We start from the raw sequence: 12,150 nt of genomic DNA on the forward strand, positions 1-12,150 counted from the left end.
AATGCAGCAAATGCGGATTGAATGCCGCATGATGCCGAAACTTTTGCCATCGAAGATCGCATGGATGTCTTGTGTGCTGGCAGGCTGCCTGCCCAGCACGATCATGGCTCAGGTGGAAACGGTGAAGCCTGCGATTCCCACCATCGAGCCCGGGTTGGATCTGGCGGTGAAGTGGCCTTGGCAGGTGGAGACTTCGGATGCGGCTGCCTGGGGCCTGCCTGTTGACGTGCCGGTGGAAGCTCCTGGGGCAAAACCCGGTGGACAAACCGCTTCTGAAACGGGGGCCAAAGCGACGCCTGCGACCAGGGTCGCTCCCAAAGGTCCACCCACCAAGATGATCGAACACGTGGTGGCAAAGGGGGACTCTCTCACCAAGATCGCACATGGCAATGGCGTGACGGTGGATCAGCTCAGGATTTTCAATCAACTGAAAAACGACCGGATTGTCATCGGGCAGGTGGTAAAGGTTCCAGGGGAAAGTGACATCAAAGCCATGGTGGACGCCGCAGTCGCCGCCGAAAAAGCCGCAGCCAAGACCCCGGCCAAGGAGAAGCCCAAAAAAGCCCCAACTCCCGTGAAGGAGGAGGCACCCGTATTGATCGCCACGAAACCCCACCGCGCGCTGCCACCTGCGGCCTGGGGGGCTGCATCTTTGGTGCTCATCCAGGCTTTTCTGGACCGGCAGGGATTCACCATCGGTCCGATTGATGGTACGGCGGGGCCGGTTTATGATGCGGCGTACAAGGCATTTGAAAAAGCACATCCCGGAGAGCTTCACACTCCTGAAGGCCAGCCTTCCGCAGCCATGAAAGCCATCGGCGGCCCCTACGTCGAGTATGTGCTCACGGCAGCGGACATGCGCTGGATCTCTCCCCCTTCGGGCAGCGCGGCCACAGGCAAGTCGAAGAGCAAGGCCGTGGAGCCACCACCCACCTTTGAAGAACTGACGCATGAGCCTTTCATGGCCTACCGCTCTGGCTGGGAATTTGTGGCCGAGCGTTTTCATGCCGCCGAGTCATTCCTGCGGCACATCAATCCCGGCGTCAAAAATCCCAATGTTCCCGGTGCGGTTTTTCTGGTGCCGAATGTGATTCCATTCGAAATTGAAAATGCGCTGGCAGAGCCTCTGCAGCCTGTCGCAGATCCTGCAGCCCCCATCTCCGCCAGCATGCTGGGAGTGAGCCGGCTGATCATTCGTCGCGGGGATGCTGTCATTGCCAGCATGCCGGTCTCAACGGCGCGTCCGGGTTTGCATGGGCGCAAGACGTGGAAGATTCTCGATGTGGTCGCGCGTCCTCGTCTTTCCAGCTCGGGCGATCCTGCTGCCCCCATGACTGTGCCCTACCGGCTGTCTGCCGGGCCTAACAATCCAGTGGGCATTGTTTGGATCAATCTGGCCAAGGGCAGTGATCCCAAACCGCTGCCCTATGGGCTGCATGGCACCAGCATCCCCGGTATGATGACGAAGCAGGAAAGCATCGGCGGCTTTCGCATGACGAACTGGGACATCGCCCGCGCTGTGCGGCTGCTGCCTGCGGGCACTGAATTGAAGTGGGAGTAAACAGGCAGGTGCCATCCGCATAGCGCAAGCGTGACGCTTGCACTACGGATCAGCGCTTCGCGCGGCGTCTGCGGATGGCGAGAACATCCCGTGCCATGCGGAACGAATCGCGGATCAAATGCACATGGCCGCCTGGAGTTTCGTGCCAGGCGATGGATGCCTCCTCAAACTCGCAGCCGCTGTCATGCAGGGCGGCGAGCAGTTCCACATCAAAGGCAAAGCCATGAATGCGCAAGGTTGGGGCGATGCGCAGATAGGCTGCGCGCGGCACGAATTTGAGCCCGCACTGACTGTCGTGAATGGGGATGCGCAGCAGTGTGGAGACCAGCGTGCCAAAAATACGGCCCATGAGCCGGCGCTTCCACTGTCGCTGCACCTTGGAGCTGGTTTGATCCCAGCGGGAGGCAAACACCGCTGTCAGGGGGGCTGGTTGCAGGCGGACACGGCGGATGAGATTTTCGACTTCGGTGGCAGAGCAGGAGCCGTCAGCATCCACGAAAGCGAGCCAGTCCACCGGAGGGGCCTGATCCCAGCCGGCATACACGGCACCGCCTTTGCCCAAATTCTTCGGCAGAAACATCGGCGGGAGCAGGTGTTCGTTTTGGTGGCAGAGAGGGGTGATGATCTCCCGCATTCGGTCAGTCTCCGCCGCATCTGAGCCGTCTTCCACGACCTGAATGCTCACACCACCCAGCGCATGCGTCACCGCGCACAATTCCGTGAGGAACGGTCCGATGCGCCCGCTTTCCTGATAGCAGGGAATCACGAGATGAACGGTGGCTGGTGGCATGAAAGGACTGATGACCGATGTTCGGCAGAAACCATGGACGGTAAAAGCTAAATCCGTGGAGGCGGCGCATCTTTTGTACGGCTGCGATGGTCTGGTATTGCGGAGCAGTTGGGTTCTGTGGCTTTATCGTGGACACATCCACCATGCGTTTTCCGCACTTCATTTTCGCACTGCTGCTGGTGCTGCCTGCCTGCAGTTCGACGAATCGCATGCTCAAAGCGCAGCCGGTCGGTCTGTCGCCGTTTTTTGAGCAGCCATGGCTGGCGCAGGATGCGCGCGCCCAGCTGGGGTTTCAAAAAATCTGGACCACGCCTGATCCGCAGCTGCTCGCGCAGGGAAAGACGAAGCGAAAACTCTTCATTGCTCCTGTGACGCTGCATTATTTGCGTCCGCTCAGCCGGGCTTTTTCTTCCGGCGAGGTCGCCTGGGGTGGAGTGCAGCGCCAGGAAATGGATGTGGCGGTGCGCCTGCGTGAGGAGTTTGTGGCTGCCTTTCGTCACTCGCCTACGCCACTCTACCGGCTCGTGAACCAGCCCGGCAAGGATACGCTGACGCTGCAACTGGCCATCACTGAACTCAATCCCACCAGCCCGAAGGGAAACGCGGTGGTCACCGTGCTGAAGTTTGTGGTCACGCCTGTCATCGGACTGGCGGCTTATTTCACCAAAGGCAACATGGCCATCGAGGGCAAGGTGGTGGACTCCGTGTCAGGCCGGGCCTTCTTCCAGTTCGCGGACAACGAGAGCGACAAGCTGACTTTCATCAATCTGCGGGATTACCAGCCCTACGGCCATGCCGTGAACACCATCCGCTACTGGGCCACGCAGTTTGAGCAGATGACACGTTCTCCGCGTGGATGGAAGGTGAAGGATTCAGGCTCCTTCACGCTGCGGCCCAATTGAACGTCATTACTATCTCCTGCCGAAGAGCCTGGAGAAGAAGCCGCGCTTGGGCTCGGGTGGTGGTGGTGCAGGGGCCACAGGCTGCGCCTTGGCGATCACGACCGGACGCGGCTCAGGGGCCGGACCTTCAATGATCACCGTCATGCCCTGGGTGATCTGTTTCACCAGCCGTACCACGTCCCAGTTGGCCGTGCGCATGCAGCCATGGCTGGAACTGCGACCGATGCTTTGCGGCGAATTCGTGCCGTGAATGCCGATGCCCGGACGGTTCAGGCCGATCCACATGACGCCTACAGGGTTGTTCGGGCCGATGGGCAGTTCGTAAAAGTTTCCGCTGCGCACGCCGTACTCGAGCACGCTTTTGTCCCAGCGGAAGGTGGGCAGCTGCGTGATGCCAAGAATACGCCAGGTGCCGGGCGGTGTGGCGAGGTGGCCGCTGCCGGGGGTGATGGGCAGGCTGGCCAGCAGCTTTTCACCATCCCACACATCAAGCACCTTTTCCCGGGTGTCGATCTTGATGACACGCGTGAGAAATTCCGGCACCTCCGGCAGCTTGGGAATTTCCGTGAGTTCTTCGATGATGAAGGGCTGCACCGCAGGGACTTTGACCACATCGCCCGGTTTGAGCGCGCTCATCTTCAGAGGCTTGTTGATGAACTCCAGCAGCTCCGGAGCACTGTGAAAGCGCTCGGTCAGAAACTCCAGCAGGGAGTCGTAGGGCAGGTACTTCTTTTTGCTCTGCGCGGACGGCTGCCGGGGCACCTCGCCGACGAATTTCAGGTCTTCCTCGCGGATGGTATAGGTGGTATAAATCTCCGGCACGCTGGAGAGGTCCAGCGTGTTGGTTTCGACCTCGCTCTCAGGCATGCCATGAGAACGCTGGTAACGCTTCAGAGCCTTCGTGGTGAACTCACCGGGGCGGCCATCCAGCTTTCCCGGTCCAAAGAGCTGCGTATCCAAAAAGATCTGCAGCCGCAGGATGTCATCGATGGGTTCAGGTGCCTTCGGCAGCGGATCAGGGATCACCGCCGATGCGGAGGCGCAGGCCAGGAAGACCAGGGGAAGAAGACGAGAAAACAGAGGGTTCATAGGGACTTGAAAAGCCTGCCGCATCTGCGGCGGCCTTTCGGGGAACTGAGCACTGCAAAAAGTATGGTTACGTCCGAGTCCGCAAGTAAAGATGCGCTGCATCTGGCAAATGCGCGCAGAAAGGGGGCCATTCTGGAGGCCGAAGGGCGCGAGTGGTCAGTACACTCTGGGCTCTGGGTGCGGTGCCTGGCCGGATTTACCCGCGCACCTGCCCGCTGCCATCCACGAGATATTTATAGCTGCACAGTTCGGCCAGGCCCATCGGCCCTCGCGCATGCAGCTTGTCCGTGGAGATGCCAATCTCGGCACCGAAGCCGAATTCGCCACCATCATTGAACCGTGTGCTGGCATTGTGCAGGACGACGGCGCTGTCCACTTCATGCTGGAAGCGTTCGGCGGCGGCGCGGTCCTTGGTGATGATGCTGTCCGTGTGGTGGGAGCCGTAGCGGTTGATGTGCGCGATGGCTTCGTCCAAACCGCTGACGGTTTTGGCGGCGAGGATGAGGTCGAGGTACTCGGTGCTCCAGTCTGCCTCCGTCGCTGGATGCGCTGCCACGCCGAGATGCTGGAGGGCTGTGGCGTCCGCATGGATTTCGACCCCGGCCTCGTAAAGACGCTGCCCGATTAGCGGGTAAAAGGTGGCGGCGAGATCCTCATGCACCAGGATGGTTTCGAGGGCATTGCACACGCCGGGCTTCTGGCACTTGCTGTTGACGATGATGTTCGCGGCCATGTCGAGATCCGCATCCACATGGACATACACGTGGCACACGCCGTCGTAGTGCTTGATGACGGGCATGCGCGCGGTGGCCACGACTTTTTCGATCAAGCCTTTGCCGCCGCGGGGGATGATGAGATCAAGGTATTGATCCATCTGCGCCATGTGCTCCACGCTGGCGCGGTCGGTGAAGGGGATGAGCTGGATGCTGTCGGGCGGGAGTCCGGCGCGTTCGCCGCCAGCCTGCAAGGCGGCGGCGAGAGCACGGTTGCTGTCGATGGCCTCGCTGCCTCCACGGAGGATGGTGGCGTTGCCGGTTTTAAAGCAAAGGGAGGCGGCGTCCGTGGTGACGTTTGGGCGTGACTCAAAGATGATGCCGATGACGCCGATGGGAACGCGGACTTTGCGAATGTGCAGGCCGTTGGGGCGGGTCCAGTCGGTGAGCTTTTCACCCACGGGATCGGGCAGCAGGGCGACCTCGCGCACGGCATCGGCCACAGCTTTGAGGCGCTTGGGATCGAGCGTGAGGCGGTCGATCATGGCCTTGCTCAGTCCATTTTGCTCCGCCCGGGCGAGGTCGAGGGCATTGGCGGCGAGGATGGCATCCTGACGGGCCATGATCTCGTCAGCCATGGCCACGAGGATGGCGTTCTTTTGTTCGGAGGTCAGCTTGACCAGGGCATACGAGGCGGCACGGGCACGGCGGCCCATGTCGAGGATGGCGGACTTGATTTCGGAATCGGTCATTGAAAAATATAGGGCAGCCGGGACGGTTGCACGGCTGGGATGAATCAGCAACCGGGACCGTTGAGCCAGGGGCTCACTTGGAAGGAACGGCTCCTTCGGGGATTTGGACGTCTTTGCCCTGCAGATGACGGGCATTGAAGGCGAACATGCGTTCGAAAAGCGGACCGCTCAGGAAGACGTGGCCGCCATCCGTGCCGGTGAGAAGGGTGGAGGGGACGTGCGCTGCTTTGAGGGCGGCATCAAACTCCGTGGCCTGGGAGTAAGGAACGAGGGGGTCCTTGTCCCCATGGATGATGAGGAAGGGGGCGTCGTCCGGAGTGATGTAAGTGACCGGTGAGGCCTTGCGGCCCTCTTCCCGGCGGTCCTTCAGCGGCCCGCCAATGAGCTTGGCCAGTGCGCCTTTGGGATCGTCTGGGTCGATGATGCTGCCTTTACCGCCGAAGGTGAGGAAATCCGACGGGCCGCAGAAGTCGAGCACGCAGGAGACGCGGCTGCTTTGGTCCAAATGGTTGCCGAGTTCCCCTTCGAGCTCTTTCACCCCGCTGGTGACGCCGAGCATGCTGACGAGGTGTCCGCCTGCGGAGATGCCAAAAACGGAGATCTTGTCGGGGGCGAGATTGTATTCCTTCGCATGGGCGCGCAGCCAGCGGATGGCGGCTTTGCAGTCAAAAATCTGCGCAGGCCATGGGGCCTGGTTGGTCAGGCGGTAGTTGATGCTGGCCCCGGCGTAGGGCGTGCCTCCTTTAATGAGTCCCAGCAGCACATCCGCCTCATTCTTGCTGCCATCTTCCCAGCCGCCGCCATGGATGTAAACGACCAGCGGGTGCGGCTTGTCCGTCTTGGCCTCAGGCAGGTAGAGGTCGAGCATCTGGCGCTGATTGCCTGAGCCGACATAGTCGAGATCCCGCACCGCGCGAAAACCCGCCGGGGGAGTGGAAATTTTCTGACATTGAGCCAGCAGTGGGAAGCTGAGAGCCAGAATGAGTAAAAAGCGCATAATGCGGTGTCCTTTAGTCTGGGGGAAGGGGCAAAACAAGGGCCGTCAAGGGGCGGTGAGACAACTGCGTTGCCACCTTGACGCAAGCTTAACCAGAACTTACTATCCCGGCGATGAAATTCCCCCTCCACGCCCGCCTGCCAGTACTTCTGGCATGTGCCGTTTCATTTCTTGCTTTGACGACTCCATCCTCTGCGCTCTGGCCATTCTCTGGCAAGAAGGACAGAGTGGTGCCTGTGGACAGCGAGCGTGAGTCGCAGGAACTTGCCGCCTCCGCCATGCTGGCGCAGGCACGTCAGGCGGAGAACGCTGGCAAAGTCGGCAAGGCGCAGGGCCTGTATCAGGCGATCGTGAAGAAATACGCCTTCACTCCGAGCGCGGCGGAGGCTTCCTTCCACAATGCCGTCATCATCCGCCACAATGGCAAGATGGATGATGCGTTCGAAGCGTTCCAGACCTTCATCCAGTCCTACCGCGACAGCCCGCATTTCAGTGAGGCCATTGAGAAGCAGTATGAGATCGCTGAAGAGGCGAAAGGCGGCAAAAAGCAGCGCGGGATGCTGCTGATCAGCATGAAGATGAACTCGTCTGAGGTCATCAAATTCTACGAAAAGATCATCAAGAACGCCCCCTTTGGCAAATATGCCCCCCTGGCCCAGTTCAGCATCGCTGAAATCCAGCAGGATCTGAAGGAGAAGGACAAGGCCGTCGCGGCCTACAACAAGGTGGTGGAAAACTATCCTCACACCTCGCAGGCGGCTGAAGCCCAGTTCCGCATTGGTTCCATCAGCAACATCGCTGCACAGCGCAGTGAAGACGCCTCCAACCTGCTGGCCGCACGTGATGCCTTGCGCACCTACATCGCCACCAATCCCGGAGGAGAGCGCAAACAGGAGACTGAAATGATCCTGCATCAGGTCAACACAGCCGAGGCCAATCAATCGCTCACCGTGGCCAAGTTCTACCAGCGTGTGGGCAAAACCAAGGCCGCTGCCATCTACCTCAATGAGGCGCTTAAGTTTGGTTCCCCCGAAGTTTCCGCCCAAGCGCGCACCATGCTGGCTGAACTCGCCGCCGCTGATCCTGCGGGTGTGGAAGATGCCAAGAAAGGACCGGGTCAGGACTACACCTCGCTGACAGCGGAGAACTTGAAGGCGCGTGATGATTATGTCGGTCCGCTGGCTCCCGAGCTGGCCCGCCTCAGCCAGAAACCGAAAATGCGCACGGGAGACGAAGGCTTCGTGCCGATTCCTTTGCAGGAGCCGACGCTGCCGCTCCGTCCCGGTGCCACCACGCCTGGAGCAGGCTCCCTGCTCCCGCCTGTGCCTGAGACTGAAAAGCCCGCACTGCTGCCTGTGCCACCTTCTCCAAGTGTGCCTTCCATGCTGCCGCGCGCACCGGGTTCGGCGCTGCCTGCGCCGCCAGTTCCGCCTGTGCCTTCCACGACGAAGCCTGCGTCATAATTCTTGCGCGGGCATTGCAGCACTCCATTACTGAGCTGGGTCACTTCTTAAACTATTTGGATGAAATCGCTTTTTCTTCTGCTGGCAGCTGGCTGCCTCCTGCTCTCCGGTTGCGCGGGCTACACTTTGGGCGCACAAAAACCTGCCCACCTCCGCCACATCACCAAGATCGCGGTCCCTACCTTTGAAAACCTCACGCTGGAGCCCCGCCTGGCCTCGCTTGTGACGAACGCGGTTATCAAACAGCTGCAAAACCATGGCTCATATCAAATCGTGGCCAAAGGCGAAGCTGAAGCGGTGCTGCAGGGAAAAGTTTCGAACATCAACCGCACGCAGTTCCGTTCTGACCTGAACAACGTCCTGCGCAGCTCGCAGATCATGGCCACTTTGACCTGTCTGTTTACCATCACGGACACCGCCTCTGGCAAAGTGCTCCATTCCGGCAACGCCACCGCTGATTCTTACATCATCCTCGAGGCGAATCTTCAGCTGTCAGAAACTCAGCTCTTGGAAGACGCTGCTCAGCGTCTGGCGAACAATCTGGCGGACCAGGTCTCCGAGGGCTGGTAATCATCTGTCCGCACCATGTCGTCGGATCCGGATTCAGCCGCTGAACAGTTAGACGGTGCAGATGATGAATTGCTTGAGCCTGTGGTCGCCACGGGTCGTTTGACGGCTGGCCTGCATTTGGTGGCCACGCCCATCGGCAACATGCGCGACATCACGCAGCGCGCGCTCGACACCCTGCGTATCGCCGACTTGGTGGCCTGCGAGGACACACGTCATTCAGGCATGCTCCTCAAGCATCATGACATTCGTGCGCGGCTCATCAGCCTCAATGAGCACAACGAAGCACACCGCATTCCCCAGTTGCTGGAGCACATCCGGCAGGGGGGCAGTGTGGCGCTGATTTCGGATGCAGGCATGCCCACGGTTTCTGATCCCGGGCAGCGCCTCGTCGGGGCCGTGGTCGGGGCGGGTCTGCATGTGGAGAGCATCCCCGGTCCCAGTGCCGTCCTCACGGCGCTGGCTGCGTCAGGCCTGCCCACCACACCGTTTTATTTTGGTGGTTTCCTTCCTCACAAAAAAGGAGCGCGCACCACCATGCTGACCGCCGCCTTGCAGCGTGACTGCACCAGCATTTTCTTCGAAAGCCCCTACCGGCTGGTCGATACGCTGGCGATCCTCGCGGAGGCGGCGCCGGACCATCGGGTGGTCGTGGCACGGGAACTGACGAAAAAGTTTGAGGAATTCAAACGTGGTCCGGCAAGCATCCTGCTATCTTACTACCAAACCAAAACGCCCAAGGGAGAAATCACTCTCCTCATCGCGCCGGTCGATCCCCCCAAGTGGTTGACTTGGTAACTCATTCTCAACACTGCCTATCCCATGGAAGCCCTCGCCAATTGCGCCGTCCTTAACACCACCGACAGCCTTAAACTTTCGATCACCAATCACCTGCGTTTTACCCTGGGGGCCTACATTGAAACTGCCAGCGAGAATGACTGGTACGTCGCCACCTCGCTCGCAGTGCGGGATCGCGTCATGGAGCGCGCCACGCAGTCACGCCGTCAGCATCGTTCCCAGGGCGTGCGGCGCGTGCATTATCTCTCGCTCGAATACCTCATGGGCCGCCTGCTGGAGAACAATCTGCGCAATGCCGGCATCTACGATGCCACCAAAGTGGCGCTGTCTGAAATGGGCAAGGATCTCGACACCTTGGTGCAAAAGGAGCCCGACATGGGCCTTGGCAACGGTGGCCTCGGTCGTCTCGCCGCCTGCTTCATGGATTCGCTCAGCACCATGGATCTGCCCGCCATCGGTTATGGCATTCACTACGAGTTTGGTCTGTTCCGTCAGGAGTTCGTCAACGGCAAGCAGGTCGAGCATCCTGATGCATGGATGCGTGATGGCAGCCCGTGGAAGATCGCTCGTCCATCCTATCGCCAAGCTGTCAAGCTCTACGGTCATACCATCCAGAAATTCGACGAATTCGGACGTCCGCACCACGAGTGGGTGGAAACCAAATGCCTCCTCGGTCTCCCGTGGGACATTCCTATTGTTGGCTATGACAGCAACACCGTGAACGTGCTGCGTCTCTGGCAGGCGCAGGCGGATGAAGACTTCAACTTCAAGGTCTTCAACGAAGGCAGCTACATCGAGGCCCTGCGTGAAAAGGCCATCGCCGAAACCGTCTCCAAGGTGCTCTACCCGAACGACGCCACCGAGAGCGGCAAGGAACTCCGTCTGGTGCAGCAGTACTTCTTTGTCGCCTGCTCGCTGGCCGACATCGTGCGTCGTTTCAAAGGCGGTTACGATCTGCCATGGAGTGAGTTTCCAGCCAAAGCAGCCGTGCAGCTCAATGACACGCATCCAGCCGTCGCCATTCCGGAACTCATGCGCATCCTTATCGATGAAGAGAAGCTCGAATGGAGCCAGGCTTGGGAAATCTGCCAGAAGACCTTCTCCTACACGAATCACACGCTGCTTCCCGAAGCGCTGGAGACCTGGAGTGCGGCGTTGTTTGAGCGTGTGCTTCCGCGTCATCTGCAGATCATCTATGAGATCAACAAGCGCTTCCTCGAAGGGGACGTCGAGGCGCGCTGGCCGGGCGATGGAGAGAAGAAGCGTGCGCTTTCCCTCATCGAAGAGAGCGGCGGCAAAAAAGTGCGCATGGCGCATATGTCTGTGCTCGGCAGTCACGCCACCAATGGTGTGGCCGCGCTTCACACACGCCTGCTCTGTGAGCGCCTTTTCCCGGAGTTCTTTGAGCTGTATCCCGAGCGCTTCCTCAATCTGACCAACGGCGTCACCTTCCGCCGCTGGCTCGATGTGTGCAATCCGCAGCTCTCCTCCCTCATCACCGAATCCATTGGTGCCGGCTGGTTGAAGGATTCCACCAAGCTCATCGCGCTCGACAAGTTTGCCGACGACGCTTCATTCAAGGAAAAATTCCAGGCCATCAAGCGTGGGCACAAAGTCCACCTCGCCAAAATCATTCAGGACACCTGCGGAGTCAGTGTCAGCCCTGACGCCTTGTTCGATGTCCAGATCAAGCGTCTGCACGAATACAAGCGCCAGCATCTCAACCTGCTGCACATCGTCACTCTCTATCGCAAGATCATTGCCGATCCGAACTTCGACATGGCGCCCCGCGTCTTCATCTTCGGCGCCAAGGCTGCTCCCGGCTACTACCTCGCCAAGAACATCATCCACGCCATCAATGCCCTTGCGGCCAAGGTCAATCATGACCCGCGCGTGAATGGAAAGCTGAAAGTCATCTACATCCCGAACTACGGCGTCTCCATCGCCGAGCGCATCATTCCTGCGGCTGATCTTTCCGAGCAGATCTCCACCGCCGGCAAGGAAGCCTCCGGTACCGGCAATATGAAGCTCGCCCTCAACGGCGCGCTTACCATCGGCACGCTCGATGGCGCCAATGTCGAAATCTTGGAAGAAGTCGGCCCGGACAACATCTTCATCTTCGGCCTCACCGTCGAAGAAGTCACCGAGCTCTATGCCAAGGGTTACAATCCTTGGGATTTCTACCACGCCAGCAAAGACCTGCGCCTCAGCATCGACTGGCTGGCCTCCGATTATTTCACCGGCAACCAGGACGAATTCAAACCGTTGCGTGACAGCCTGCTCTCCCATGGCGATCCCTTCCTCGTCATGGCCGACTACGACCGCTACGCTGCCTGCCAGACCGAAGTGGACAAAGCCTACCGCGATCAGCCCCGCTGGCAGAAGATGGCCATCCACAACACCGCCCGCATGGGCAAGTTCAGCAGCGACCGCACGATTCTGGAATACGCCAAGAACGTCTGGAACCTGCCTCAGATTGGCGTCTAAAACAGGCTTCTGCCCAAGCGCATTTTTCTCA

10 protein-coding genes are annotated in these 12,150 nt (G+C 59.6%); 6 read left to right on the forward strand and 4 right to left on the reverse strand.

The window, feature by feature from the left end; genetic code table 11:
* The first annotated feature begins 28 nt into the window (after positions 1-28).
* Entirely contained in the window at positions 29-1,561 is a 1,533-nt protein-coding gene (locus WAW39_RS26105; RefSeq protein WP_422322093.1) for a L,D-transpeptidase family protein, read from the forward strand.
* Between the two features lie 49 nt (positions 1,562-1,610).
* Here WAW39_RS26105 and WAW39_RS26110 read toward each other — a convergent pair whose 3' ends face one another.
* Positions 1,611-2,351, reverse strand: coding sequence for a glycosyltransferase (locus tag WAW39_RS26110; RefSeq protein WP_422322094.1), 741 nt, complete (start codon positions 2,349-2,351; stop codon positions 1,611-1,613).
* Between the two features lie 143 nt (positions 2,352-2,494).
* On the opposite strand from WAW39_RS26110, the gene WAW39_RS26115 reads away from it, so the two are divergent.
* Entirely contained in the window at positions 2,495-3,253 is a 759-nt protein-coding gene (locus WAW39_RS26115; RefSeq protein WP_422322095.1) for a DUF3313 family protein, read from the forward strand.
* Positions 3,254-3,262: 9 nt separating this feature from the next.
* On the opposite strand, the gene WAW39_RS26120 is transcribed toward WAW39_RS26115, so the two are convergent.
* From WAW39_RS26120 to WAW39_RS26130, 3 genes are all read right to left on the reverse strand, one after another.
* Positions 3,263-4,342, reverse strand: coding sequence for a L,D-transpeptidase family protein (locus WAW39_RS26120; RefSeq protein WP_422322096.1), 1,080 nt, complete (start codon positions 4,340-4,342; stop codon positions 3,263-3,265).
* 196 nt (positions 4,343-4,538) lie between these two features.
* Entirely contained in the window at positions 4,539-5,807 is a 1,269-nt protein-coding gene (locus WAW39_RS26125; RefSeq protein WP_422322097.1) for a glutamate-5-semialdehyde dehydrogenase, read from the reverse strand.
* 73 nt (positions 5,808-5,880) lie between these two features.
* Positions 5,881-6,804: an alpha/beta hydrolase fold domain-containing protein gene (locus tag WAW39_RS26130; RefSeq protein WP_422322098.1), complete on the reverse strand. Its 924-nt coding sequence runs from the start codon at positions 6,802-6,804 to the stop codon at positions 5,881-5,883.
* Between the two features lie 113 nt (positions 6,805-6,917).
* Here WAW39_RS26130 and WAW39_RS26135 point away from each other — a divergent pair, with 113 nt between their 5' ends.
* Genes WAW39_RS26135 through WAW39_RS26150 form a run of 4 tightly spaced genes read left to right on the forward strand, consistent with a single transcriptional unit; the run spans position 6,918 to position 12,119 of the window.
* Positions 6,918-8,267 carry a tetratricopeptide repeat protein gene (locus WAW39_RS26135; RefSeq protein WP_422322099.1) on the forward strand — a complete coding sequence of 450 codons (1,350 nt, stop codon included), beginning with the start codon at positions 6,918-6,920 and terminating at the stop codon, positions 8,265-8,267.
* A 60-nt stretch (positions 8,268-8,327) separates the two neighbouring features.
* Positions 8,328-8,837, forward strand: coding sequence for an LPS assembly lipoprotein LptE (gene lptE, locus WAW39_RS26140; protein WP_422322100.1), 510 nt, complete (start codon positions 8,328-8,330; stop codon positions 8,835-8,837).
* A gap of 15 nt (positions 8,838-8,852) precedes the next feature.
* Positions 8,853-9,632, forward strand: coding sequence for a 16S rRNA (cytidine(1402)-2'-O)-methyltransferase (rsmI, locus tag WAW39_RS26145; RefSeq protein ID WP_422322101.1), 780 nt, complete (start codon positions 8,853-8,855; stop codon positions 9,630-9,632).
* A 24-nt stretch (positions 9,633-9,656) separates the two neighbouring features.
* On the forward strand, positions 9,657-12,119 hold the full coding sequence (locus tag WAW39_RS26150; RefSeq protein WP_422322102.1) for a glycogen/starch/alpha-glucan phosphorylase: 2,463 nt from the start codon (positions 9,657-9,659) through the stop codon (positions 12,117-12,119).
* Positions 12,120-12,150 lie beyond the last annotated feature (31 nt).

The organism is Prosthecobacter sp. (genome assembly GCF_049294395.1).
Taxonomy (GTDB): domain Bacteria; phylum Verrucomicrobiota; class Verrucomicrobiia; order Verrucomicrobiales; family Verrucomicrobiaceae; genus Prosthecobacter.